This is a genomic window from Hydrogenophaga sp., from assembly GCF_030656115.1.
Lineage (GTDB): Bacteria > Pseudomonadota > Gammaproteobacteria > Burkholderiales > Burkholderiaceae_C > Hydrogenophaga.
The window spans coordinates 13,259-39,498 of record NZ_JAUSOO010000029.1 but is presented as its reverse complement, the minus strand read 5'-3'; the positions used below and the strand labels follow the sequence as shown (position 1 = coordinate 39,498).

General features: G+C 64.4%; 20 protein-coding genes. 9 read left to right on the top strand and 11 right to left on the bottom strand.

Translation table 11 applies throughout. The features are described 5' to 3' along the window. Positions 1 to 396 precede the first annotated feature (396 nt). Both Q7J58_RS03320 and serA read right to left on the bottom strand, forming a co-directional pair. Positions 397 to 3,372, bottom strand: coding sequence for an EAL domain-containing protein (locus Q7J58_RS03320; protein WP_304823392.1), 2,976 nt, complete (start codon positions 3,370 to 3,372; stop codon positions 397 to 399). 258 nt (positions 3,373 to 3,630) lie between these two features. After that, positions 3,631 to 4,902 (bottom strand): phosphoglycerate dehydrogenase, encoded by a 1,272-nt coding sequence (gene serA / locus Q7J58_RS03315; RefSeq protein WP_304823389.1) that lies wholly within the window; start codon positions 4,900 to 4,902, stop codon positions 3,631 to 3,633. Between the two features lie 326 nt (positions 4,903 to 5,228). On the opposite strand from serA, the gene Q7J58_RS03310 reads away from it, so the two are divergent. From Q7J58_RS03310 to Q7J58_RS03300, 3 genes are all read left to right on the top strand, one after another. Next, complete coding sequence (locus Q7J58_RS03310) at positions 5,229 to 6,431, top strand: serine hydrolase domain-containing protein (RefSeq protein WP_304823387.1); 1,203 nt, start codon at positions 5,229 to 5,231, stop codon at positions 6,429 to 6,431. A gap of 152 nt (positions 6,432 to 6,583) precedes the next feature. Beyond that, positions 6,584 to 7,333: a carbonic anhydrase gene (locus Q7J58_RS03305; RefSeq protein ID WP_304823384.1), complete on the top strand. Its 750-nt coding sequence runs from the start codon at positions 6,584 to 6,586 to the stop codon at positions 7,331 to 7,333. A 744-nt stretch (positions 7,334 to 8,077) separates the two neighbouring features. Then, positions 8,078 to 9,013, top strand: coding sequence for a 3'-5' exonuclease (locus Q7J58_RS03300; RefSeq protein WP_304823382.1), 936 nt, complete (start codon positions 8,078 to 8,080; stop codon positions 9,011 to 9,013). Positions 9,014 to 9,115: 102 nt separating this feature from the next. Here the strand turns inward: Q7J58_RS03300 and Q7J58_RS03295 are convergent, their stop codons facing one another. From Q7J58_RS03295 to Q7J58_RS03275, 5 genes are all read right to left on the bottom strand, one after another. Then, the gene (locus Q7J58_RS03295; RefSeq protein ID WP_304823379.1) at positions 9,116 to 10,105 is read right to left on the bottom strand and encodes a porin; all 990 of its coding nucleotides are present in this window, start codon (positions 10,103 to 10,105) and stop codon (positions 9,116 to 9,118) included. Between the two features lie 229 nt (positions 10,106 to 10,334). Then, positions 10,335 to 11,954 carry an ATP-binding protein gene (locus tag Q7J58_RS03290; RefSeq protein WP_304823376.1) on the bottom strand — a complete coding sequence of 540 codons (1,620 nt, stop codon included), beginning with the start codon at positions 11,952 to 11,954 and terminating at the stop codon, positions 10,335 to 10,337. Further along, entirely contained in the window at positions 11,947 to 12,828 is an 882-nt protein-coding gene (locus tag Q7J58_RS03285) for a transporter substrate-binding domain-containing protein (protein WP_304823373.1), read from the bottom strand. Before Q7J58_RS03285 ends, Q7J58_RS03290 begins: the two co-directional genes overlap by 8 nt. Positions 12,829 to 12,875: 47 nt before the next feature. Then, positions 12,876 to 13,268 carry a response regulator gene (locus Q7J58_RS03280; RefSeq protein ID WP_304823370.1) on the bottom strand — a complete coding sequence of 131 codons (393 nt, stop codon included), beginning with the start codon at positions 13,266 to 13,268 and terminating at the stop codon, positions 12,876 to 12,878. 172 nt (positions 13,269 to 13,440) lie between these two features. After that, on the bottom strand, positions 13,441 to 14,265 hold the full coding sequence (locus tag Q7J58_RS03275) for a serine protease (protein WP_304823367.1): 825 nt from the start codon (positions 14,263 to 14,265) through the stop codon (positions 13,441 to 13,443). Between the two features lie 385 nt (positions 14,266 to 14,650). Between Q7J58_RS03275 and Q7J58_RS03270 the strand changes: the two genes are divergently transcribed. From Q7J58_RS03270 to Q7J58_RS03245, 6 genes are all read left to right on the top strand, one after another. Then, on the top strand, positions 14,651 to 15,151 hold the full coding sequence (locus Q7J58_RS03270; protein WP_304823365.1) for a universal stress protein: 501 nt from the start codon (positions 14,651 to 14,653) through the stop codon (positions 15,149 to 15,151). 257 nt (positions 15,152 to 15,408) lie between these two features. Next, the gene (locus Q7J58_RS03265; protein ID WP_304823362.1) at positions 15,409 to 17,109 is read left to right on the top strand and encodes an FAD-dependent oxidoreductase; all 1,701 of its coding nucleotides are present in this window, start codon (positions 15,409 to 15,411) and stop codon (positions 17,107 to 17,109) included. 16 nt (positions 17,110 to 17,125) lie between these two features. Further along, a complete protein-coding gene (locus Q7J58_RS03260) occupies positions 17,126 to 17,350 on the top strand; it encodes a DUF2783 domain-containing protein (protein ID WP_304823359.1) in 225 nt (74 codons plus the stop codon). A 45-nt stretch (positions 17,351 to 17,395) separates the two neighbouring features. Next, positions 17,396 to 17,935 (top strand): VOC family protein, encoded by a 540-nt coding sequence (locus Q7J58_RS03255; RefSeq protein WP_304823356.1) that lies wholly within the window; start codon positions 17,396 to 17,398, stop codon positions 17,933 to 17,935. A 47-nt stretch (positions 17,936 to 17,982) separates the two neighbouring features. Next, positions 17,983 to 18,720, top strand: a complete 738-nt coding sequence (gene queC / locus Q7J58_RS03250; protein ID WP_304823353.1) for a 7-cyano-7-deazaguanine synthase QueC — start codon at positions 17,983 to 17,985, stop codon at positions 18,718 to 18,720. A gap of 90 nt (positions 18,721 to 18,810) precedes the next feature. Then, on the top strand, positions 18,811 to 20,508 hold the full coding sequence (locus Q7J58_RS03245; protein ID WP_304823350.1) for a GGDEF domain-containing protein: 1,698 nt from the start codon (positions 18,811 to 18,813) through the stop codon (positions 20,506 to 20,508). Between the two features lie 78 nt (positions 20,509 to 20,586). Here Q7J58_RS03245 and Q7J58_RS03240 read toward each other — a convergent pair whose 3' ends face one another. The 4 genes from Q7J58_RS03240 to gspE form a co-directional block, all read right to left on the bottom strand. Beyond that, positions 20,587 to 22,368 (bottom strand): ABC transporter ATP-binding protein/permease, encoded by a 1,782-nt coding sequence (locus Q7J58_RS03240; RefSeq protein ID WP_304823347.1) that lies wholly within the window; start codon positions 22,366 to 22,368, stop codon positions 20,587 to 20,589. 45 nt (positions 22,369 to 22,413) lie between these two features. Next, on the bottom strand, positions 22,414 to 23,310 hold the full coding sequence (locus Q7J58_RS03235) for a 5'-nucleotidase (protein ID WP_304823344.1): 897 nt from the start codon (positions 23,308 to 23,310) through the stop codon (positions 22,414 to 22,416). A gap of 197 nt (positions 23,311 to 23,507) precedes the next feature. Continuing rightward, positions 23,508 to 24,737 (bottom strand): type II secretion system inner membrane protein GspF, encoded by a 1,230-nt coding sequence (gspF, locus tag Q7J58_RS03230; protein ID WP_304823341.1) that lies wholly within the window; start codon positions 24,735 to 24,737, stop codon positions 23,508 to 23,510. Between the two features lie 59 nt (positions 24,738 to 24,796). Further along, positions 24,797 to 26,239, bottom strand: coding sequence for a type II secretion system ATPase GspE (gspE, locus tag Q7J58_RS03225; RefSeq protein WP_304823339.1), 1,443 nt, complete (start codon positions 26,237 to 26,239; stop codon positions 24,797 to 24,799). Between the last annotated feature and the right edge of the window lies 1 nt (position 26,240).

The following is a 26,240-nucleotide window of genomic DNA, read 5'->3' as shown; positions in this document are numbered from 1 at the left end:
CCAGACTATGGGCCAGCGGATTTTTTTCGGCGGCACCCCAAAGGTGTTCACCATGGCCGTTACCAGCGGCATGGTCTCACCGCGACCGTCTTTACCGCGCAGACAGATGCCGTTGACTTGGTCCTGTGGGTCGTGCAGGTGAGCCTCGAACCGCGCCATGTCGACCCTGTGTCACGATGTGCGGCTGACCGACCTGCGCAACTGCGCCTCGCTCCGCGTGACCCCGCGGACCTTGATGCCTGGGTGTGTGCGCTCAAACCCGTGGCTCATCGACTGCATTTGCAGCACGCCCGTTGTGCACCGTCGCGACAACCCGCGTGACGGCCGATGCCGCGAGCGGCAACATCGCGCACGCTGTCGCGATGAAGATGCGCCTCAGGCACGTGGCAATCTGCATCACGGCGGAGCCTCATGCGTTTGTATCGCCTTGAGGCTGGCCTCAAACGCCTCCACGGGTTGAGGTCGCCCGAAGAAATAGCCTTGAAAGGCCTGGCATCCCAGGTCCACCAAAGAGCGGTACTGGGCTTCGCTTTCCACGCCTTCTGCAATGACATCGAGCACCAAACCCCGGCCCATGGCGATGATGGTCTGGGCCACCATCGCGTCGCGATCGCTGGCGGGCAGATCGTCGACGAAGGATTTGTCGATCTTCAGCTGCGTCAGCGGCAGCTTCGTCAGGTAATTGAGCGAGGAGTTGCCGGTTCCGAAGTCGTCGAGCGAGATTTTGAAGCCGCTTGCCTTGAGTGCCTGCAGCTTGAAGATCGAGTCGGCGAAGTCGTCGATGGCCAGACTTTCGGTGACCTCAAGTTTCAGCTTGTTGGGCGATGCGCCTGAACGTTGCACTTCTGCGACGATGTCTTCAACGAAGTGCGCCGACTTGAATTGCCTGGGACTGATGTTCACTGCCATGGTCAGCTGGCATGTCTCGGGCTGGCATGCCCACAGCGCCAACTGGCGGCAGGCCGCGGCCAACACCCAGCGACCAATCGGCTCGATCAGGCCGGTTTCCTCGGCCAGCGGGATGAAATCCGCCGGTGGCACGGTACCCCGGCCGGGATGGTTCCAGCGCAACAAGGCCTCGGCCCCGATCGGCTGGCCGTGCACGTCAACCTGCAGCTGGTAATGCAGCGCGAATTGTTGGCGATCGATGGCTTCTCGCAAGTCGCTCTCAAGCTGGCTGCGAAGGTCGATCTCGGCCTGCATTGAATCCTCGAAGAAGCGCACGGTGTTGCGCCCTTCCGCCTTGCACCGGTACATCGCCAGTTCTGCCTGCCGCAGGATCACATCGGAACTCACCTGGTGGCCGCTCAGCAGTGTGACGCCGATCGAGGCGCTGCAGATGAGCCGGTGGCCCTCCAGTACGAGCGGCGTATTGATCGTCTGCCGGACGACCTCGGCGAGTTCCTGCGACAGGCGGGTCGCCTCGGTGGGGTCAGCGCCGATGTTCTCGGCAATCAGGACAAAGCTGTCACCACTGAATCGCCCCAGCGTGTCACCTTCGCGGGTGACCGAGTGGATGCGTTGCGCCACTTCGATGAGCAAACGGTCTCCGATGCCATGACCGAGGGTGTCGTTGACCTTCTGGAAAAAGTCGAGGTCGATCATCATCACGGCACCCAATGCATGCAATTCCCGGCTTTTGGTCAGTGCGTGGGTCATCCGGGCTGCGATCAACTGTCGGTTGGGCAGGTCCGTCAGCGGGTCGAACAACCGCAGGTGTTCGACCAGGGCGTGCGCCTCCTTCTCCGATGTGATGTCCTGTATATGACCGATGTAACGCATGGTCTGGCCCTCGGCATCGGTGACCTTGGTGATCGACAGCCGCGCCGTGTAAAGGCGGCCATCGCGGTGCTGATTCACGATTTCACCGTGCCAATAGCCATCGCGGCTGAGGGCTTGCCACTGCTCCTGGTAGAACTGCCGTGAATGCAATCCGGACTGAAGAAACTTGTGCGACTTGCCAACCGCTTCTTGCGGCAGGTAGCCGCTGATGCGGGTAAAGGCCGAGTTGACGCGCTCAATGATGCCTTGGGCATCGGCAATGATCATGCCGTCGTGGCTCTCGAAGGCCACCGAGGCGATTCGCAGCTCGCGCTCGGCGAGTTGGCGTTCGGTGATGTCTCGGATGATCGTCAGAACGCCAGCGGGTGCGCCGTGAACAGCGTTGACCAGCACCTGTATCACATCGAGATCGCGCACCGAGCCGTTCGGCGCGGCCACGCTGCTCTCGTATCGCAACGGTTTTCCGCTGCGAAGAACCTCAAGGTCGTTGCATCGAATGGCGTGTACAAAATTTCCGTCAGGAAAGAGTTCGTTGTCGGTTTTTCCCAGAATTTGCTCTCGCGTCATATTCAGCAGGGCGAGCGCACCGGCATTGCAATCCAGATAGACCCCCTCTGGACTCTTGAGGAACATGGCATCGGGACTGCTTTCGACGATGGCGCGCAGCAATGCTTGCTCCACACCCAGCTCGCGGGCGGCGGCCTCAAGTTGCTGGTGCTTGTGTTGGATCTCTGCCGTTCTGCTTCTGACGGAGCGGCGCAGCATCCAGATCCAGAAACCGGCCGCAGAGACCACGCTCAGTGCGGCCAGCAAGATCATCAGAACGATGCGCAGGTAGGGTCGGAACGCGAAGGGATGGTTGAACCATTTTTCGCGAAGCGCTTCACGCTCCTCGGCGGTGATCAGGCTCATGCCCCGGTTCACGAGGTCGAATGTCGCCGTATCGCCTCGGTTAACGGCCCAATGAAACTGCCCTTCGTACAGCTTGAAGGCACGAGCGAAGCGCACCTGATCCCGGTGCAGGTAGAGGTAGTAGTTGGCCGGATCGTCGTCCATGCAGAACATCTTGATCTCGCCCGCTTTGCCTGCGGCCAGAATTTCTTCGTAATTCGGATAGGCCACCAGACGGGAGACGCCTTGGTTGGTCAGCATGTCCACGCAGGCGTCACCCCGCTGCACGCCGATCGCAAATCCGCTGAGCGAGCGTATGCCTTGAACACCATGGATGGAGCTGTCGACGTAGATACTGACCGGCAGCGTGGCGTAGGGCTTGGAGTAGTCGTACAGTTGCTCGCGAGCCGGCGTTCGAAAGATCATGTCGATCACGTCTGCCTGGTGATCGCGCAAGGCGCTCTGGGCCTCTGACCACTGCATGGCCTTTAGCTCAACCAAGACCCCGGTTTTGCGTTCCCAGAGTTTCCAGAGATCGACGATATAACCCTCAGCCAGTCCGTCCGATCGCGTAATGACATAAGGTGGGTAATTGTTGTCGGTCACGACGCGCAGGACGGCAGGCTCCGCATGCGCGGTCGCAGCAACGAACAGCAGCAGCCCAGCAAACCAACGCCGCCCCGCCCAGAGCGGTTTCAAGCATGCATGCACAGTTTCCCCCTGTCGAGCGTTTACCAGCGTTTCTGTGCCGTTTGGCCGCTTGCTGGCAGAGCGACCCGGCACGACGTCTGTGCGTCTTTTTTCGCGAATATAGCGTGTAAATGCATGACGCTGATCGCTGGGTCAAGAATGCTTGGCGCTCGGTCAACCTCGGTGGGTTGGGAATGGCTGGCAGGCACGTTTTGAGGCGTTGCTCGGACACGCCCGAGAAACGCTCAGACTCTGAGATCGGTGCGCTTAAAACAGCACGCGGCTGCGCAGGGTGCCGGGCACGCGCGCCAGTTCGGCCAGCGCCCGCTCGGAGTGCGCGGCGTCGAGGTCCATCACCACATAGCCCACGTCTTCGCGCGTCTGCAGGTACTGCGCCGAGATGTTGATCTGGTGGTCGGAAAAAATGCGGTTGATGCTGGAGAGCACACCGGGCACGTTGCGGTGGATGTGCAGCAGGCGGTGTTTGCCGGGGTGCGCGGGCAGGGCCACTTCGGGGAAGTTGACGGCCGAGGTGGTGGTGCCGTTGTCGCTGTACTTGACCAGCTTTTCTGCCACCTCGATGCCGATGTTTTCCTGCGCCTCCAGTGTGGAGCCGCCGATGTGCGGCGTGAGGATCACGTTGTCCAGGCCGCGCAGCGGCGACTCGAACATGTCCTTGTTGCTGTGCGGTTCTTCCGGGAACACGTCGATCGCGGCGCCGAGCAGGGCCTGGTTTTGCAGCGCGCTGGCCAGCGCGTCCACCTGCACCACGGTGCCGCGCGAGGCGTTGATGAGCACGGCGCTGGGTTTCATGCGCGCGAGTTGCGCCGCGCCGATCATCCACTGCGTGGCGGGCGTTTCGGGCACGTGCAGGCTCACCACGTCGGCGCTGGCCATGAGCTCGTCGAGGCTGGTGAGCGGCCGCGCGTTGCCCAGCGGCAGCTTGGTGGCGGTGTCGAAAAACACCACTTTCATGCCCAGGGCTTCGGCCAGGACCGAGAGCTGCGTGCCGATGGCGCCGTAACCCACGATACCCAGCGTCTTGCCGCGGATTTCGAATGAATTGCTGGCCGATTTCAGCCAGCCACCTCGGTGCGCCACGGCGTTCTTTTCGGGGATGCCGCGCATCAGCAAGATGGCCTCGGCCAGCACCAGCTCGGCCACCGAGCGGGTGTTGGAAAACGGTGCGTTGAACACCGCCACGCCGCGCTCGCGTGCCGCGGCCAGGTCCACTTGGTTGGTGCCAATGCAGAAGCAGCCCACGGCGGCGAGGCGGGTGGCGTGGCTCAGCACCTCGGCGCTGAGCTGGGTGCGCGAGCGGATGCCGACGAAATGCGCTTCGGCGAGCTTGGCCTTGAGCTGATCGTCGGGCAGGGCGCCGGGCAGGCTCTCGATCTGGCTGTAGCCCGCTGCACGCAGCACCTCGATGGCCGAGGGGTGGATGCCCTCCAGCAGCAGGAAGCGGATCTTGTGCTTGTCGATCGAGGTTCTGGGTCCGGTCTGGGCGGGTTGGGTGGGGATGGTGGTGGCAGCGTTCATAGTTGACTAATATAGTAGGAATTGACGGTGGTGGTCATTCCGGACGCCATCGTCCTCGGACCGGGCGGGGAACTCATTGCCTGGCCTGGTTGTTGACGACGCCATGAATGCCCCGCTCTGCGGGCAAGGCCCTGGCAGGGTGCCATCGACTCAATTCCGCAAGGCGCAGAAAGTCGCTGAAAAAAGAAGACCCGATAGACTTGACCGCAACCGGGTAGTCCATGCGTGCAACGCCCAGCAGCTCAGCTCACTGGGTCAAAGCTGCTGACGCAGCAACCGGTTGGCCAACTGCCCTGATACACCAACACCTTGGAAGGCATCAACGCATGAAGCACGTCAGAAAGCCACGCTCATTTCTCCTCCTGGTTGCAGCCATCGCGTGCACAAGCATGCTCGCGGCTTGTGGCGGCAGCCATCCACCGGTGGCTCCCGAGGCAGCGCTCACGCGTGTGGTCTCGAGCCAGTGGCACCAGTTTGCCCCCAAGCTTCCTGGTGGCCTGTCGATCACGGTCATCACCCCGGAGGGCGAATTTTTCGCGAGCACCCTCAACGGCGCAACGGCCAGCTCCCACTTTCGCGGCGCCAGCACCACCAAGACGTTCACGGCGGCGGCGATCATGCTGCTCCAGCAACGCGGACAGCTCGACATCGACCATGTGTTGAGCGCGAACATGCCCGGGACGGCGCGTCCCTACCTGCCTGCCACGCCCGGCTTCGCGATTCCTTACAAAGACCAGATCACGATCCAACAGCTCCTGCGCCATCGCGGTGGCGTGTTTGACGTTGGCAACAAAAACGTTCCCGCGACGGCCAACGCGCCCTACGCTGGCCTGAGGTACGTCGACTGGGTCGAGGACACCCAGGGTGAGCTGCACACCTTCACGCTGGACGAACTGGTCGGCGTTGTCGCCAGCAACCAACTCGTGGGCGGGCTGCCCGGCGAGGCCTTTCGCTATTCGAACACCGGCTACTCACTGCTGGCGAAGATCGTCGAGCAGGTTTCTGGAAAAACGTTCGCGCAGTTCGTGCATGACGAATTCCTCGTGCCCAACGGTCTCAACGAGACGAGCTTTCCCGACGACGGCCAGACCCAACATCTCCCGGCGCCGTTCCTTGAGGGAACGACGCGGGTCGGCGGCACGCTTTATCCCACCACCCACCGCAACGTTTCCTGGGGCGTTGGCGAGGGCAACGTGGTCACGACCCCATCGGATCTGGCACGGTGGTTCCGTCGGCTGCTCAAGGGCGAGGCCGGGTTGAACGCGCAGACGATTGCCCGCATGCGCGGGTGTGAGACCACCCACGAGATCCATGTCTCCTATGGCCTCGGCCTCGCATGCGATCCCATCGAGCTTGGCGCTGGGCACAACGGCGGGATCACGGGTTACCTCACCACGGCGCGCCACGACACGGTGAGCGACGTGACCGTGGTCGTGTTCGCGACATTGCTCGATGCCGACGACCTCATGAGCGAAGGCGAGATGCTCTACGAGACTGCCCGTCAGGCGCGAACTGCGCTGGGCTACTGAAGACCGGAGAGGCCGGGAAGTTCGGTGCGGCCAGAAAGAAATGGTCCCTGACGGCAAGGCCTGCGGGACAGCCGTCCTGTGACAGGAATCCATTGCAGCATGGGGAATCGAGGTGTAAGCTGCGGCCAGATTTTTGAACACGGAGAGAACGAATGTGCAAATTTTGTACCACCAGTGACCCGCAGAACAAAACGTCGACATCACCCTCCCGACGCTCGGTGCTGGGCACAATGGGTGCGCTTTCATTGCTCGGAATGTCTGCGGTGGCTGGCATCGCTCACGCAAAAACGCCGCCCAAACCGGACAACGTGCTTTCACCCGATCAGGCGCTCAAGCGCTTGATGGACGGCAACGAACGTTACACATCGGGTCAGACCCAGAACCGGAGTTTTGCCAAGACGCGCGAAGCATTGGTCGGTGGGCAAAATCCCTACGCGTCGATATTGAGCTGCGCCGACTCGCGCGTCAGTCCCGAACTGTGTTTTGACGAAGAACGGGGCGACCTTTTTGTGACGCGGGTGGCGGGCAATTACGTCACCAACGATATTCTGGCCAGCCTGGAATATGGCGTCGCGGTTCTGAACGTTCCGCTCATCATGGTGCTGGGACACACCCGTTGTGGCGCCGTGAGCGCGACGGTCAGCGCGCTTGAGAAGCAGGCCGACTTTCCCGGTCATATTCAAAACATCGTCTCGGCGCTGATGCCAGCCGTGCGCGCCGCTGCTGCCGAACCCCACAAGGGCACCTTGCTCCAGGCGGCGACCCTTCAAAACATCAGACAGAACGTTCAGCGCTTGCAAGAAGCCACACCCATCTTGAGCAAGGCGGTGCAGGCCGGCAAGGTGAAGGTCGTCGGTGGCCTCTACGCCCTCGAAACAGGCCGTATTGAACTCGTTGCATAGGCGTTCAGCCCCGCGCAAAAAGCACCGAACCCGGCTTGAAAGCTTTGGCACCCCCTGCGGGGGTGTCTCGCGCCAACGGGAGCTCCAGGCGCGAAACAGCACACCGGTGTTCTGTCCCGTTTAACAAGGCCGTTCCCGCCGAGCTGGGCTTCGTTGCGCCGTCGGCAACCACGCCACGCACAGCCTTCCCCCAGGTCAAAGTTTGGCTGGCCAGCGCGACCCGTTGCGTCACGGTGCCGCGCGAGGCGTTGATGACTGGGTTTCATGTGCGCGATCTGAACGGCGCTGATCATCCCTTGCATGGCAGGCGGTTCGGGTGCGTGCAGGCTCACCACGTCAAAAAAGGCCACCGGCATGCCCAGCGCCTCGGCCAGCACCCGCGAGCGGATCCCTTGTGCTTGTCGGTGGCGGTTGTGGGGCTGGCTGGTGCGGGGATGAGGGGGTGAGGGGGTGAGGTCGTGGGCCGTAGTTGACCCATAGGGTCGGATTTTGATTGAGGTGTTGGCCTGGTGCCTTGGTCTGGGTCGTGAGCCTGTGCATCTCCGTAGAATCCCACCGGCCCTGGGTGGGTGTTTCAGCGCCGTGCGCGATCCCTGGGCGATGCCCCTGCCCGCCCTGCCCGTTCGCTCCGTTTCACCCGCTCCCCTATCTCGCCAAGAAAGCAACCGTCGAATGACACAGGCCAGTTTTAATTTCGACGCTCCGCTCGAGGACGACGTCGATGCCGCCTCGGCAGCCCCTGCCGTGAGCGTACCTGCCACGGAGGTGGACTTTGAAGCCCTGGCGCGCACCCTGGAGGTGCACCCCGATTTCCGGGTGTTGCGCCGCCTGGTGCCGATCATGGATTTTGGCCCCCGCCCCGCGGCTGAAGGGGACGCGGGCGTGCAGCGGGTGTTGGTGCTGGACACCGAAACCACCGGCTTGCAGCACCACAGCGACAAGATCATCGAACTGGCCATGCTGCTGGTTCAGGTGGACACCACGACTGGCTTGCCGTTTGGCCCGGTCGAGGTGTTTGAAGGCTTTGAAGACCCGGGCATGCCCATTCCCGAGGTGGCGCAGCAGGTGACCGGAATCACCGATGCCATGGTGACAGGCCAGCGTCTGGACGATGCGCAGGTGACCGCCCTGGTGGCCCGTGCCGACCTGGTGATTGCGCACAACGCGGGTTTTGACCGGCCGTTTGTGGAAGCGCGGTTTCCCGGTTTTGCCGACAAGGCATGGGCTTGCTCGTTTGCCGATATCGATTGGAAAGCCGCCGGTGCAGGTTCGTCCAAGCTCGGTTTACTGGCCCAGGACCGGGGCTGGTTTTACGACGCGCACCGCGCGCAGGTGGACTGCCACGCCCTGCTGCAGGTGTTGACCCGCCCGGTGGGCAGCGACGCCCGCACCGGACTGGCGCTGTTGTGGGCGGCTGCGGCATCGCCCAGCTTCAAGCTGCGCGCCACGGGTTCGCCGTTTGAGTCCAAAGATCTGCTGAAAGAGCGCGGCTACCGCTGGGACGCCGACGCCCGCGTGTGGGCCTGTACGCGGGCCACGCCCGAGTTGCTGGAGGCCGAGCTGGAATGGCTCAAGGCTGCGGTGTACGGCCGGCGCAGCGCCCGCGTGGAGGTGGAAGCCCAAGACAGCCGGGTGCGCTATTCAAGCCGACCGGGCCTGCTGACCGAGCGGGCGCTGTAACGGTGCTGCGGTTTGCCGGTCGCATGCCGCCAGCCAATGGGTTGCAGGCGACCTGTTGCAGCGGCAAGACCCACGCGGTCGGGTCTTGCCGCTGTGCCAACTTCAGAAGCGGTGGCGCAGGCCCACCGAGTAACCGCCGCCGCTGCTGAGGTTGTCCACCTTGTCGTACATGGTGGCCACGTACGCGTCGGTGCGCTTGGACAGCGCATGGCTGTAACCCACCGACAGGGTTTGGCGATCCGCGCCCGTTTTCGGTGCTATTTGTCCCCACTGCACCAGCACAGCGCCTGTGCCCACGGGCACGCGTGCACCGATGCCGGTGATGTCGTAGCTGTTGCCGGTGGTGTTGTTCTTCACCTCACCGTATTGCAGGAAACCCTTGGCCACGCCGAAATCGTAGGCCCCGCCCAGTTGCACGGTGCGGGTGTCGGGCACGGCTGCAGCGCCGTCTTTCTTCACGTCTTGCACCACCACCGAGGCGGACAAGGGGCCGCTGCCGTAGCCCAGGTTCATGCTCCAGTTACCGCCGTTGCTGGTTTCTTTGGTGGCCATGGCCGCGCCAAAGCGGAAGCCGCTGATGGTTGGGCTGGAGTAGGCCAGGGAATCGCTCCAGCCGGTGTCACCGGTCACGGTGCCGCTGGTGAAGTAATGGCGAATGCTGGGGGAGTAGCCGAACGAATCGCCAAAGGCGTTGAACAGCAGGGTGGACACGAACAGTGCCGTCGTGTTGCGGCCGGCGGTCAGGGTGCCGTATTGCTTGTGTGACAGGCCCACCGAAGCGGTGCGTGCCCAGGTGGTGTCACCCGTGAAGCGGCCTTGATCGCCCGTGTCGACGCGCAGGAAACCTTCCATCTTGAACACGGCCGACAAGCCGCCACCCAAATCTTCGCTGCCGCCAAAGCCGATGAAGCTGGTGGTCATCTTGCCGCTGTCCACCGCCGTGGTGGAGGTGCCGCCGGGGGCTTTGGTGGACCCCACGCTCAGGTCCAGCAGGCCGTAGGCGGTGACGGTGGACTGGGCCTGCGCGCTCAGCGCGGTCAGGCACAGGGCCGAGACCAGGGTGAGATGGCGTGTCAGAGCAGATTTTTTCATGGTGAGGTTCCGGTTTCTTCAGAGTAAAAAAGAGCACTTTTAAAAGATGTCGCACCTGTTTACAGCGCACGGCATGGGAGGCGGTTGGCGAGCGGGGCGACCGCTGGCCGGGCCTCACCGACCCCATGCCATGTTCAACAACGCAGGCACAGCAGCCGTCCAACACGGATCTGCATGCGGCTGCTTATGCAAGCTGTGTGCCATCCTTTGTATGGGCGGCCGCGCTCGTTCAAGCCAGCGGCAGTTTCACCACAAACCGCGATCCTTCACCCAAGACCGAACGGACGCTGATGCTGCCGCCGTGGGTCTGTGCAATGTGCTGGCAGAGCGAGAGGCCGAGTCCGTTGCCTTCGTATTCCCGCCGCAGGTGCAGGCGCTGAAACGGTTGAAACAGCTTGCCGATTTCCTGGGCCTCCATGCCGATACCGTTGTCGGCCACTGTCACCCAGACAAACCCATCGGCCGTCTGAGCGGTGACGGTGATGCGCGGCGCGCGACCGGGTGGCACGAACTTCAGTGCGTTGCCCATCAGGTTCTGAAACAGCAGTGACAGCAGGCTGGCGTGGCCCAGCACCACCGGCAGGGGCCCGATGGTCAGTTCCGCCTGGGTGGCTTGCAGGCGTGCGGCCATTGCATCGCGCAGTTCGTCCATGGTTTGCTCCAGTGAAACCGGCATCGGCGCCTCGGTTTCGCCCACTTTGAGCCGGGCAAAGCGCAGCACGTCGTCGAGCAGGGTGCGCATGCGCATGCCGGCCTGGTGCACCAGTTTCAGGTAGCGTTGGCCGCTGGGGGGCAGCGCCGGGCCGTGGTCTGACGCCAGCAGGTCCGCAAACTGCACCACGGTGTTGAGCGGCTCGCGCAGATCGTGCGAGGCGATGCGCACGAATTGCTCCAGCCCTTCGTTGGCCTGCTTCAATTCGATGGTTTTCTGTTCCAGCTGGGCGTGGCTGTCGCGCAGTTCGGCCAGCGCTGCGGCCAGCACTTGGGCGGGCACCAGGGCCGCTGCGTAGGCCATGTAGAAAAACCCTTGTTGCCAGGTGTACGTGACGGGCGGTGGCACCAGAATGCCCAGCGCCTGCATGGTGGCGATGGTGATGGAGGCCGCCAGCGTCACCAGCAGCGCACCCTCCAGCGGCAGCAGCAGCGCTGCCATCAGCAAAGGCATGACGACGTAGACAAAGGGGAACGGGAGGTAGGCCATGCTGAGCACCGTGACGCCCACGGTGACCATCAACAGCGCGAACAACGGTGCCTGCCACAACTGGATCGATCGCCCTTGGGTCCAAGCGCCCAGCAAGACGAAGGCCAGGGGCAGCATGGACACCGAGCCGATCACCGAGCCCTCGAACCAGACCAGCCAGACATCTCCCAGCGTGCCCATGCCCGCAGACGACAGGAGCACCGCGCCCAGGGTGGCGCCCGCCAGCAACGGCACCAGACCACCGTAGGTCAGCAGGGCGAGCAGGCGTTTGGGGGTGCTGATGCCGGTGGCGGTCAGTCCCGCCCGGTGCAACAGCCAGCCGCCCAGCAGCACCTCGGCGGCATTGGCCGGGACAAACAGCAGGATTTCAAGCGGGTCGGCTCCAACGACCAGATTGGCCAGGGCGTTGCCCACGGCCATGAACAACACCAACAGCGGAGCCAGGCGCCAAGGGCTGAACGCGACCCAGGCAATGGCCACGGCGTTGGCGTACCAAATGGTGGCCATGCTGCCGGGTTGGAGGGCCATGTACAGCGAGACCACGGAGCTCAGCGTGTAGCACGCGCCCAGCGCCAGTACCCCGAGCCAACCGGAGTGCCTTGGGCGGGCTTCATGGGGTCCCTGGACCGGTTTGACTGGGTCAGGCATGCGGCTGCTTCGCAGTGGGACGCCACGCTTTCCAGCCCAGCAGCAGCAAGCCACTGCCCAGCAAGCCTGCGCCCAGCACGGCGGGCCAGATGCGGCCCCGTCCCATCGCTTGGGTGTTCAGGGGGCGCAGCCAGCGGTCGATCACGGCCTGCCGTTGATGGCGTGGAATGGTCAATATGGCGGCGTCCATGCGCGCGCGCAAGCCCGGTTGCCCTTGGCGAATGCCAAAGCTGAGCTCGTAGTCAAAACCCACCCGGCCCGCACTGCGCAGCCCTTTCAAGCCGTGGGCCTCGACGTTGTAGGCCACGCTCGCGGCGTCTGCCACAGCGGCTTCAAAGCGTCCATCGGCCACGCCTTGCAGGGCTTCCGAGTCGTTGCTCACCGAGTGCCAGTCCACGCGCGGGTAGGTCGTGCGCATGGCGGCTTCCACTGCGTAACCGTGGCCCACCGCCACGGGGCGTCCTTGCAAGGCGTTCCATGCGTCGGAGGTGGCCAGCGGTGCGTGGTCGGTGCGCATCACCAAAATGGCAGGCACTTGGATGTACGGCCGCGTGAACTCCAGGAACGCGGCGCGTTCGGGTGTGGGGCGCAGCGACGTGATGAGGTCGGCCTTGCCTTGGCGCAGGTCGGACAACAGGGTGTGCAATGGGGCCGGGGGCTGCTCCACCACGCGCAAGCCTGTGGCTTCTTGCACCAGCCGAAGCATGTCGATGGACAGACCCTGGGCCTGCAGGTTGGGGCCCACAAAGACAAATGGTGGGTAGTCGCGCTCCACCGCCAGCCGCAGCGCGGGTGCGTCCTGGGGCACGGCGCTGACGGGATCGGCCGTCCAGGCGTTGCTGCTCAGCAGGCACCAGCCGAGCGCGATTCGCACCGTTGTGCTTCGCAGAGGGAAGGCCGCTGCCATGGCCGCTGGTCTGCTCAGTTCGGGTCGATGAGGTTCATCAAGCTGCTGGCGGTGGCCTTGTCGATCGGCTTGGTGATGTAACCCCGCACCGATGCAAAAGACGCGGCGCGGTCGCGGTCGCGTGGGTCGGGTGACGAGGTGAGCATGACCACCACCGCCTCGGCTTGCTTGGTGGCCGCCAACGTTTCATAGGTTTCCAGAAACTCAAAGCCGTTCATCCCCGGCATGTTGATGTCCAGCAGGATCACCGAAATGCCGTGTGCAGGATGGCTTTGCAGGTACTGCAGCGCCTCTGGGGCCGAGTCGTATTCCACCACCTCGTAGTGCTGGTCGCAGCGCTCCAGCATCAGGCGCGTGAACAGCAAGTCGCTCTCGTAGTCGTCGATCAGCATGATGCGGCGAGCCATAAATCCATCTCCATCGGGTGTGCGGGGGATTGCTGGTGCCGCAACCCTCCGAGGGTGTGTACAAAAGCATCCGTTGGTTCTATTTAACCATTTGTTGCATGTGGTTACCAGACAGCACTTGTGCAAAACCGTTGTGGCGGTGTCGCGTCGACTTGGCCGGTGTCTGCTGGCCTCAGGCTGGGTAGGTCAGGGCATCCCGGCCGGTGAGCGTCATCAGAATGTCGGCGTACCAGGCGCAGTTCAGGCCCAGCGACTCGTCGAGCACCAGGTCGCGGTTGCCCATGTCCATGCGCGATGAATGCACGCCCAGCAGCTTCCAGGGCAGGGCGGCGGTGGCGGCGGTGGGAGCCGTGTCGCGCGTCACCACGGCGGCGCCGCTGGTGCCGCGGTGGGTGCGGGCGTCGGTCAGAAAATAGCCCTGGCCCTGAAAGCGGATGCCGTAGGGCGACGCCATGACCGCGTGGCGCACCACGGGCAGGTGGTGCAGCGCGTCGTGAAAACCCAGCGGGAAACCCACCACCAGCAGCGAGGCGTCCACCGGCATGGCGTCAAAGGCGGTGTGCAGGTGGGCCGGTGTGAAGGCCCGGATGATGGCACCCGCCGGCAGCTGGCTGCGGTCCACCTCCAGCACCGCCACGTCGATTTCGCTGCCACCGTCACGGCCCTGGCGCCAGACCGATTGGCCTTGCGCGTACAGCAGCATGGAAAAGCCGGTGGAGCGGGTCAGGTTGGCGGCGTCCAGATGCAGCTCAATTTCCAGCCGGTCGGGCAGGTGCTGGCTGGCTTCGTCAATCACCACGTGCCGGCTGGTCACCAAATAAAGGCGGTTGTCGCGCTCAAAAAAGAAGCCACTGGCGTTGGTGAGCGCGTGCGTGCCGAGGTAGGTGGACACACGGGGCGCGGCCAGAAACAACGGGTCCACCGGTGTGCGGGTGGGCTGGGGTGGGGTGGTGGGTGCCGCAAGGGCTGCGGCGGTCGGGTTTTGCGGTTTCACCATGGCAGTGTCGCAGTTTTTACCCGCTGGGTGTGTGCGCTATGGCACCCATGCTGCGGGTGTTGACGGGGTTGTGGCGCCGATGGTCGAATCGTGTCCATTGCAGACCGGTGTGACAGCAGCCCCATGAACCTCAACGGCGATTCCACCCAACGCACCGTGAGCCGAGCCACCCCCGCTGGAGCCAGCACGCTCTGTTCATCGGCCCCGAGGGCGCGTTGATTTGCGTCAAGGTGGGTCACCTCGGCGGCAGAATTTCTGCGGCCTTGATGTCGGACCGCAGCCGCCCGATCGCCTACGATCTGGGTGTGAACGCCTGTGCGGATGTGGGCGAACACCTGGCGCGTTCAACGAGCGGCCGTTCTGGTGCCGACAACAAGGAAAAACCATGCTGAAAATTTTGATCCCAACCGACGGTTCCGAGTCCTCTTTGCTGGCTGTGCACCACGCGCTGGCGCTGGTGGGCCACGGGCTTCAAGCCCGCTTTGTGGTGGCCAACGTGCAGGAAACCGCCACCCTGTACGAGCTGGTGGTGGCGCACGACCCCGACGTGCTGCAATCGGTGAACGAAGAGGCCGGGCTTGATCTCATGCGCCCAGCCGTGGCCTTGCTGGAGGCGGCCGGCCAGGCGGTGGAGCAAGACGTGGCCACCGGCGACGCCGCCCAGATGCTGGTGGAGATGGTGGAGCGCCACGGCTGCGACGCCATCATCTTGAGCGCGCGCGGCATGGGCAGCCTGCGCTCGGCGCTGATGGGGTCCGTGTCTCACGAACTGTTGCACAGCTCGCCTGTGCCCGTGACGGTGGTCAAAGCCGTGGACACCGTCGAGGTGGAACCCGAAGAGGCCGAGGGTCCGGACGCTCAGGCGCCAGACGTGCAAGGCGCCTGAACCCACAACCCGCGCCTGGCGCGTCCCCGCACAAAGCCCACCGGCCCCGGCCCGTGGGCTTTGTCGTTGGGTGTTCGGTGCGTGCTTTGCTGGCGGAAAGCGACGGACATCCCGTCCCGTGGGCAGGGGTTCAGGGGTGATTTGTTATTACGTTTAGAGAAACGTATTTACCAATGGTGAATTATTGGCTATAGTGCGGACCCAGCACCGCCGCACGACCTTTCTCGGCGGGCCACACCCACAGGAGCACCGCAGGCATGGCCACCTACACCTACCCCACCTTTCCCTACCAGGCGCCGCACGACCTGATGTCAGGCGCGCCACAGCGCAAACCGCTGGTGATCATCGGCGCGGGCCCGGTGGGGCTGGCGGCAGCCATTGACGCGCGTCTGCAGGGGCTGGACGTGCTGCTGTTCGACGAAGACGACAGCGTGTCGTTTGGCTCGCGGGCGGTGTGTTACGCCAAGCGCGCGCTGGAAATTCTGGACCGCCTGGGCGTGGGCGATGCGGTGGTGGACAAAGGCGTGAGCTGGAACGTGGGCCGCACCTTCATGAAGGAAGAAGAGGTCTACCGCTTCAACCTGGTGCCCGACGCCGGCCACAAGCGCCCCGGCATGATCAACCTGCAGCAGTACCACCTGGAAGAAGCGCTGGTGAAACGCGCCGCCGAGCTGGGCGCCGACCTGCGCTGGAAATACAAGGTGGTGGGCGTGGAGCCTCTGGCCGATGGCGCCCGTGTCAGCATCGAGACCCCTGATGGCAACTTTGACATCGAGGCAGACTGGCTGATCGTGGCCGACGGTGCGCGCTCCAACGTGCGCCGCCAGTTGGGGCTGGACATTGAAGGCCATGTGTTCAAAGACCGCTTCCTGATTGCCGACGTGGTGATGAAAGCCGACTACCCGGCTGAGCGCTGGTTCTGGTTCGACCCGCCGTTTCACCCCAACCAGAGCGTGCTGCTGCACAAGCAGAGCGACAACGTCTGGCGCATCGATTTCCAGCTCGGCTGGGACGCCGACCCGGAAGAGGAAAAGAAGCCCGAAAACATCATGCCGCGCGTGAAAGCCATGCTGGGCGACGACCGCGAGTGCACGCTGGAATGGGCCAGCATTTACACCTTCCAGTGCCGTCGCATGACGAACTTTCGCCACGGGCATCTGCTGTTTGTGGGCGACGCGGCGCACCAGGTGTCGCCGTTTGGCGCACGCGGTGCCAACTCGGGTTTTCAGGACACGGACGATTTGCTGTGGAAGCTGGCGCTGGTGATCAAAGGCCAAGCGCCCGAGGCGCTGCTGGACACCTACGACACAGACCGGGTCTACGCCGCCGACGAGAACATCCGCAACTCCACCCGCTCCACCGATTTCATCACGCCCAAAAGCGCGGTCAGCAAGCTGTTTCGCAACGCCGCGCTGGAGCTGGCCCGCAGCCAGCCGTTTGCCCGCAAGCTGGTGAATTCGGGTCGCCTGAGCGTGCCGGCTTTCCTGGTGCATTCGGCCCTGAACACGCCCGATACCGACAAGTTTGACGGCGATATGGTGCCTGGTGCGCCGCTGGACGACGCCCCGGTGCGCCGGGCCGGCGCCGACGCCTGGCTGCTCGACCAGTTGGGCCACCACTTTGTGCTGCTGGCCTTTGCCGACAGCGCCGACGCCATGGACACCGCCTTGCCCGGCCTGCGGGCGCAGGCCGCTGCGCTGGCGGCTGCGGCGTTGCCGGTGCAGACCTTGCTGGTGACGGCCCACGCCGGCACCGCGCCCGCCGGGCTGGCCACCTTGCACGACCGCGACGGCCTGCTGGCCCAGCGCCTGGATGCCCGCCCCGGCACCTGCTACCTGGTGCGCCCCGACCAGCATGTGGCCGCCCGCTGGCGCCGTTTTGATGCCACGGCGGTGCAGGCCGCCTTGCACCGCGCGACGGCGCAGCCCGTCAACGAACCCGCCACCGCTACCGCCTGAATCCGAGGAACACACCATGCCCCTTCAGCTGCAACCCAACCTGAGCGAACCCGGCCAGCGCTACTTCCGCGACTTCACGCCGGGTGACGACTTCTACGAAGCCCTGATCGACACCCACCGCGACCTGAGCGACGAGCAAAGCCAGTTGCTCAACGCCAAACTCATCTTGTTGCTGGCCAACCAGGTGGGCGACATCGCGGTGCTCAAAGATGCCCTGCGCCTGGCGCGCGAAGGCGTTTGATTGGCACCGCCCACCAGCAACCCCATTGACCCCCAGGAGCACCCCATGAACATCCGCAAAATCCACCACGTCGCCTACCGCTGCAAAGACGCCAAAGAAACCGTGCTGTGGTACCAGAAGCACCTGGGCATGAACTTTGTGCTCGCCATTGCCGAAGACCAGGTGCCGTCCACCCACGCGCCCGACCCCTATATGCACCTCTTCATGGACGCGGGTGGCGGCAATATTTTGGCGTTTTTTGAGCTGCCCAACGCCCCCGAAATGGGCCGCGACACCAACACCCCCGAGTGGGTGCAGCACATTGCGCTGGAGGTGGACACCGTGGCCGAACTCGAAGCCACCAAGGTCCGCCTGGAAGCCGCGGGCGTGCCGGTGATCGGCATCACCGACCACACCATCTTCAAGTCCATTTACTTCTTCGATCCCAACGGCCACCGCCTGGAACTCGCCGCCAACACCGGCACGCCCGAGATGATGCAAAAGCTCGACGACGTGAAGTGGGACATGCTTGAAGAGTGGAGCCAGACCAAGCGCGCACCCAAGCACGCGGCCTGGATGCACGAGCGCGAGTTCACGGCGGGCTGAAAGCCCGGTGCCGTGGCGCGCGGTTCTTTTGGGCCAGAATCGCGCCCATGAGCCCAAAGCCCCACCACACCAGCGCCCTCGTCCTGTTCTCAGGCGGGCAAGACTCCACCACCTGCCTGGCCCACGCCCTGGCGCGTTACCCCCGCGTCGAAACCATCGGCTTCGACTATGGCCAGCGCCACAGCGTCGAACTGCAAGCCCGCCTGGTGGTGCTGCGCCAGCTGCGTGAGCAATTTCCCGCCTGGGCCGAGCGCCTGGGCGAAGACCATGTGCTTGACTTGGCCGTGCTCGGCAAAGTAAGCGAAACCTCGCTCACCCGCGACATGGCCTTTCGCATGGAAGAGAGTGGCCTGCCCAACACGTTTGTGCCTGGGCGCAACCTGCTGTTTTTGACGCTGGCCGCCGCACTCGCCTACCGCCGGGGCATCCAGGTCATCGTCACCGGCGTTTGCGAAACCGACTTTTCAGGCTACCCCGACTGCCGCGACGACACCATGAAAGCGCTGCAAGTGGCCCTGTCCCTTGGCATGGACCACCGCTTCCTCATCGACACCCCGCTGATGTGGATCGACAAAGCCGACACCTGGCGCATGGCCCACGAACTGGGTGAAGCTTCTGGCGTGCTTGGCGGCGGGCCTGCGCTGGTGGACCTGATCGTGGAACACACCCACACCTGCTACCTGGGCGACCGCGAGCACCGGCACGCCTGGGGTTATGGCTGCGGCAACTGCCCGGCTTGTGAGCTGCGGGCGCGGGGGTGGGCGGGGTACCAGGTGGCGGGTTAACCACCGCAACAGCATGCCGAGGCCGCCCGTGGTCACGATCCTGAAACGCATAATGGGCCAGCGGCTCTCGCAGGATGTGTGTGCAACGGAATGAACAGAGGTGAAGCTGTGGTGTTGCCGATGGCTTGCTGGATGTGCAGGGTGCGCCGCTGGCCGCGTGCGGTGCTGTGGGCCTGGGTCGGCTGGTGGGCCGTGGGGCCTGTGCATGCCCTGGACGCCGTGACCCTACAACTCAAATGGAGCCACGCGTTTCAGTTTGCCGGGTACTACGCCGCCGTTGAAAAAGGGTTTTACCGCGATGTGGGACTCGACGTGACCCTGCTGGAAGCCCCACCGGGTGCCAGCGTGCTGGCATCGGTGAGCCAGGGGCGTGCGCAATACGGCGTGGGCACCAGCAGCTTGCTGCTGGACCGCGCAGCCGGGTATCCGATGGTGGTGCTGGCGGTGGTGTTCCAGCATTCGCCCCAGGTGCTGCTGGTACGCCAGCCAGACCGCGTGCAAGGCACGCAAGGCATTCAAGACCTGTTGGGCAAACGGGTGATGGTGGAGCCCCATGCCGACGAATTGCTGGCCTATCTGAACCAGGCCGGTGTGCGCTCCGACCAGCTGATGAGGCTTCCCCATACCTTCAATCCGCAAGACCTGATCGACGGCACTGTGGATGCCATGAGCGCCTACATCACCAACGAGCCCTACCTGCTGGACCAGGCCGGTATCCGCTACGACACCTACACCCCCCGCTCAGCGGGCATCGACTTTTACGGCGACAACCTGTTCACCACCGAAAACGAGTTGAAAGCCAACCCCCAGCGGGTGCAGAACTTCAGAGAGGCCAGTCTGCGCGGCTGGGCATACGCCATGGCTCACCAGGAGGAAATGGCGGACCTGATTGCCACCCAGTACGCCAGGTCGCATGGGCGGGATTTTTTCCTGTTCGAGGCCCGCCGCATGGAGCCCCTGCTGCGCACCGATTTGATCGAGGTGGGCTACATGACCCGGGGGCGCTGGCAACACATTGCCGACACCTACGCCGATCTGGGGCTGTTGCCGCGCAACCAGACCCTGAACGGTTTTTTGTACGCATCCATCGTTCCCCCTGACCGCAAGCCGCTGTATGTGGCTCTGACCTTGTTGCTGGTCGTCAGCGCCGTGGCGCTGTACATCCTGCACCTCAACCGCCGTTTGGCGCGGGCGCTGGCCGAGACGCTGCGGGCAGAAGACCGCGTTCGCCACCTGGCATTTTTTGATGCGCTCACCGATCTGCCCAACCGGCGCATGTTGCAAGACCGGCTGGTTCAGGCCATCGCACGGCTCAAGCGCGAAGAGCGCCACGGCGCACTGCTGTTTCTGGACCTGGACAACTTCAAAACCCTCAACGACACCCACGGCCATGCGCTGGGCGATTCGCTACTCAAAACCGTCGCCGAGCGTTTGCGCGGTTGCGTGCGAGAGGTGGACACGGTGGCCCGCCTGGGGGGCGACGAGTTTGTGGTGCTGCTGGATGCCATCGACGCGGATGCCGAACAGTCTCTCGCGCAGGCCCAGGTGGTGGCCGGCAAAGTGCTGCTGTCGCTGGCGGAGCCCTATCGGCTGCTGGATGCCCACGGTGGTGAGCCCGTGGTGCATGTGTGCACGGCCAGCATCGGTATGGCGCTGCTGGACGGCACGTCCGACCCCGAAGAGGTGCAGCATCAGGCCGACACCGCCATGTACCAGGCCAAACGCATGGGGCGCAACCGTGTCCATGTCGGCACGGACGCCACCCCGCCGCGCCCGGCGACACCCTGACAACGCGGAGCGCGGCGCTCGGCCTAGGCGAGGTCAGCGGCTTGTGCCCGAGCGCAAGTGCGTTGTGTGGGGCAGTGCCTACACCGCATCCACCAACCGGTAGCTCGTACCGCCCGCCTCGTTGGGCTCCAGTGTCCATTGCCGGTGGTGAAACGCCGCCACCGTGGGCCGGTGGGCAATCGATACCAAGGCACCATTTTCGCGCAGCACCATGGCTTTCAGGCGGTCGTACAGCGTGGCTTCGGTGGATTCGTCCAGGGCGCTGGTCGCTTCGTCCACAAACAGCCAGCGCGGTTTTTTCAGGAAGGCGCGGGCCATGGCCAGGCGCTGCTGTTCACCACCTGATAGCTTTTGGCCCCAGGTGTCTTCGGTGTCGAGCTGGTTGGCCAGGTGGGGCAGCAGGGCGTCGGTCAGGGCTTGCTGCAGTTCGGCGTCGGAGTAGCGCTCGGGCGTGGCCGGGTAGGCCAGGGCGTGGCGCAGGGCGCCGTTGGGGAAGTAGGGGCGCTGCGGCAGAAACATGACCCGGGCGTCAAAGTCGGCCGGGGCGCGCAGCCGGCTCACGGACCAGGGCCAGATGCCTGCCAGCGCGCGAAACAGGGTGGACTTGCCGCTGCCCGACGGGCCTTTGACCAGCACCGTGTCGCCCGGGTGGAGCTGCAAACCGTTGACCGCGAGCAGCGCGGTGCCGCCGGGCAGGCTCAGGTGCAGGTCGTCCAGCGCCAGGGCGTCTTCGGTGTGGGTCGTCGTCACAGTCTGGGCCTGGGTGCTGGCCTGCAGCGCCTGGAAGCTGGCTTCAAAGCTGGTGATGCGGTCGGTGGTGGCGCGCCAGCTGGCCAGGCGGTCGTAGTTGTCCACAAACCATGAGAGCGCGTCTTGCACACGGCCAAAGGCAGACGCAATTTGCATCAGTTCCCCGAGCTGGATGGCACCGCTGAAAAAGCGTGGCGCGGCCACGATGAACGGAAACACCACCGCCGCCTGCCCAAAGCCCACGGTGAACCAGGTGAGCCGCTTTTGCGCTTTGATGAGTTGCAGGTAGTTGCTCAGCACCACACCAAAACGGCTGCTGAGTTGGCCGCGCTCCACCGCCTCACCCCGGTCCAGCGCAATGGATTCGCTGTATTCGCGCACCCGCACCAGGTGGTGCCGGTAGTCGGCCTCGGCGCGTTGCTGGCGAAAGTTCAGGCCAATCAGCGGGCGGCCAATGTAATGGGTGATGACGCTGCCCACCACGCAATACACCACCGCCATCCACACCATGAAGCCGGGAATCACCACTTCTTCGCCGTTGAAGTTGAAGGCAAAACTGCCCGAGAGCGACCACAAAATACCCACAAAGCTCAGCAGCGTGACCACCGCGTTGAGCAGGCCCATGGACAGGCTCACCGAGTAGCTGGTGAAGAGGTTCATGTCTTCGGCGATGCGCTGGTCCGGGTTGTCGGGCGTCTTGTCGCTGTGGCCGGTGAAGCGGGCCAGTTCCAGGTGGTAGAAGGCCTGGTTGGCCAGCCAGCGGTTGACGTAGTGCACCGTCATCCAGGCACGCCAGCGCATTTCCAGCAGCTGCGTCAAATAAAAGCGGTACACCGCAATGACGATGAAGCCAAACGCCAGGTAGGTGAAGCGGCCCAGTTCGCGCCAGAACACCGGCGCGTCCTTGTTTTGCAGCGCGTCGTAAAACACCCGGTTCCATTCGTTGAGCAGCACCAGCATGTACACCGCCGCCAAGTTCAACGCCACGATGGCCGCCAGCAGGCCGCGCGCGCGCCACTTTTCTTCCGAGTTGAAGTAGGGCGTGGCGAGTCGGCGCACTTGGCCTGCGAAGTGGCGAAAGCGTTGGAATTTGGACAGGGGTTGGGTCATGGAAGGCTTCTCAACAGAGGGAGCGCTGTGTCTTCAAACGGAAGCTCACACATTCGAAATCCCCGCCGCCACATGCCCCGAAGGCACGTGCAGCGAGGCCGATTCGATGTGGCCGGTCTGGTCGTCAAAGAAAAAGTCGGGCTCGAATTCGCGCAAAAACGGCCCTTTGGGCAGGCCGCCCAAAAACATGGCCTCGTCCACCTCAATGCCCCAGTTCATCAGCGTGCGAATGGCGCGTTCGTGCGCCGGGGCGCTGCGCGCCGTCACCAGCGCGGTGCGCACGCGCATGCTGCGCGTGCCTTCGGTTTGCAGGCGGTGCAGCGCTTCGAGCAGGGGCTTGAACGGTCCACCGGCCAGCGGTTGCCCGGCATGGCTGGCTTCGTGGGCCTGAAAGGCCGACAAGCCCTCGGCCTGGTAGACGCGCTCGGCTTCGTCAGAAAACAGCACCGCGTCGCCGTCAAAGGCAATGCGCACCTCGTGCGGGTGCGCGTCGCTGGCATGCACCGACTGCGGGTACACCTGCGCGGCGGGCACCCCGGCGTCGAGCGCGGCGCGCACATCGGCCAGGTGGGTGCTTAAAAACAGGTTGGCCCGCAGCGGGCGCAGGTAGCGCCAGGGCGGCTGCCCGCGCGTGAAGCTGCCGCGCTGGATGGGCAGGCCGTAATGCTGCGCCGAGCGGAACACCCGCATGCCCGAGACCGGGTCGTTGCGCGACAGGATCACCACCTCGACCCGCTGTGCGTCGGTGCCGTTGAAGGCCAGCAGCTTCTTCACCAGCGAAAACGCCACACCCGGCAGGGCGGGTTGCTCCAGCCGGTCCAGCTGCAGCTTCATGTAAGCCCGGTCGTCGCCGGTTTCAAACAGGCGGTTTTCTTCTTCAAAGTCGAACAAGGCCCGCGAAGAAATCGCCACGACCAGTTGACCCTCCAATGTGACAGGCATGGGGAAGCGCCTTTGCTAGTAAAAGAAAGTCTGAAGCGTAGCCCAAATGGCGTTGGCTCAGCCGGCGTTGGTAAGCCAGTCAACCCAGTACCTCACCGGCGCGAGATGCATCCTCCAGGATGCGGTGGATCTGGCTTTGCCAGTCCACTCGCATCGCCCCCCGGGGGGTGACGCGCCCTTAGGCGCGGTGCGGGGGGTCACCCCACCAATTGGTTGAGCTGGATGATGGGCATCAGCACCGCCAACACGATCAGCATCACCACCAGGCCCATGCCCACGATCAGCAGCGGCTCCAGCAGGGTGGTGAGGTGCATGGCGCGGCGCTGCACTTCGGCGCTGAGTTGGTCGGCGGCACGGCCCAGCATGGCGGGCAGTTGGCCGGTTTGTTCGCCCAGGCGGGCAAACATGGCCACCAGCGGTGGGAAGCGTTTTTTGCTGCCCAGCGCCGAGGCCAGCGGCGCGCCCTCGCGCACCAGCACCAGCGCGTCCAGCGCGTCGGCGCGCATGGCCTGGTTGCTCAGGGTTTCGGCGGCGGTTTGCAGGGCGCGCAAGATGGGCACACCCGCCGCCGCCAGCATGGCCAGCGTGCCCGCAAAGCGGGCGGCGTTGTAACCCCGGGCGAGTTTGCCCACCAGCGGCAGGCGCAGCCAGGCGGCGTCCATGCGCATGCGCAGGCCTTCGTTGCGCCGCGCCATGGTGAGCGCGCCGCTGCCCAGCGCCAGCGCACCCAGCATCAGCCAGCCGTGGCTGCGCACAAAGTCGCTCAGGTTGAGCATGACCACCGTTAAAAACGGCAGGGCGCGCTTGCTGCCCGCAAACACACCGGCCACCTGTGGCACCACATAGGCCACCAGAAACACCACGATGACGATGGCCACCACGGTGACGATGGCCGGGTAGAGCGAAGCGGCGATGAGTTTGTTTTTCAGCGCTTCACGGGTTTCGAGGTCGTCGGCCAGGCGCTCCAGCACCGTGCCGAGCTGGCCGCTCTGCTCGCCCGCGGCAATGACGGCGGTGTAGATGTTGGCAAACTCTTTGGGGTGCCGCGCCAGCGCCCGCGCAAACGGGGCGCCGCCGTTGACCTCGGAGCGCAGGTCGGCCATGAGGTTGCGCTGTTTGTCGTCTTCGGCCTCTTCGGTGAGGGCGGCCAGGGCGCGTTCCAGCGGCAGGCCCGCAGCCACCAGGCCAGCGAGCTGGCGCGTCCACACCGCCAGCGTGGTGGCGTTGAACACGCCGCCGCCCCAGAGCGTGATGTTGAGCCCCTGGGCTTTTTGCTCATCACCGGCCGAGGTGGCGGGCTCTACCGCAATGGGCACCAGCGAGCGTGCACGCAACAGACCGCGCGCGGCCTTGGCGGTGTCGGCGTCGATCAGACCCTTTTGCGTGGCACCCTGGGCGTCCAGGGCTTCGAAGGTGTAGGCGGGCATGTGACAAGCGTGGGGTGTGAAGTGATGCTGGGGGGGGACGCCGCAGGCGGCGCGGGGTGTCAATCCCTTGTCACACTCATGACCTCTTCCAGCGAGGTGATGCCCGCGTCGATCAGGTGCTGGCCGTCTTCGCGCATCGAGCGCAGGCCGCCGGCCTGGGCTGCGGCAAAAATCTGACTTTCGGCGGCGCGGTTGTGCACCAGCGGGCGGATCGCGTCGTCCACCACCAGCAGTTCATAAATACCGGTGCGGCCTTTGTAGCCGGTGTGGCCGCAGTGGGCGCAGCCCACCGGGTGCCAGCGGCCGTGTTCGTCTTGGCGGCGGCAGTGGGTGCACAGCTTGCGCACCAGGCGCTGCGCCATCACACCCAGCAGCGAGCTGGAGAGCAAAAACGGCTCAATGCCCATGTCGGCCAGGCGGGTCACGGCGCTGGCGGCGTCGTTGGTGTGCAGCGTGGCCAGCACCAGGTGGCCGGTGAGCGAGGCCTGGATGGCGATTTGCGCGGTTTCAAAATCGCGGATTTCGCCGATCATGATCACGTCGGGGTCTTGCCGCAGGCTGGCGCGCCAGGCCTTGGCAAAGGTCAGGTCGATCTTGGCGTTGACCTGGGTTTGGCCCACGCCGCCCAGCTCGTATTCAATCGGGTCTTCCACCGTCATGATGTTTTGCGCACTGGCGTCCAGGCGCTGCAGCGCGGCGTACAGCGTGGTGGTTTTGCCCGAACCGGTGGGGCCGGTGACCAAAATAATGCCGTGCGGCTGGGTGATGAGGTGGCCAAAGCGCGCCAGCACATCGCCCTGCATGCCCACCGCTTCCAGGCTGAGCTTGCTTTCGCTTTTGTCCAGCAGGCGCAGCACGGCGCGCTCGCCGTGGGCGCTGGGCAGGGTGGACACGCGCACATCCACCGCACGGGTGCCGATGCGCAGCGAAATGCGGCCATCTTGCGGCAGGCGTTTTTCTGAAATGTCCAGCTCGGCCATGATCTTCAGGCGGCTGATGAGCGCGGCGTGCAGGGCGCGGTTGGGCTGCACCACCTCGCGCAGCGTGCCGTCCACCCGAAAGCGCACGCTGGAATGGCGCTCATAGGGTTCGATGTGGATGTCGCTGGCGCCGTCGCGGGCGGCCTGCGTCAGCAGCGCGTTGAGCATGCGGATGATGGGCGCGTCGTCGGCGGCTTCCAGCAGGTCCTCAATGGCGGGCAGGTCTTGCATCATGCGGCTCAGGTCCACATCGCTCTGCACTTCGCTGACCACCGCTGCCGCGCTGGACTCGCCCTGCGCGTAGGCCGCGCTGATGCGTTGCTTGAGCGTGTCGCCGCTTTCCCACTGGATGTCGCGCACGTCGTGGCGGCGCAAAATTTCAGACAACGCCGAGAGACGGCGGGTTTGTGCGGCGGCGTCGGCCGCTGGCGAGTGGCTGCCCAACAGGGTCAGGGCTTGGCCGTCGTCTTCCAGCAGCCAGTGGTGTTCGCGCGCAAAGGCGTAGGGCAGGGGGTACTTCACG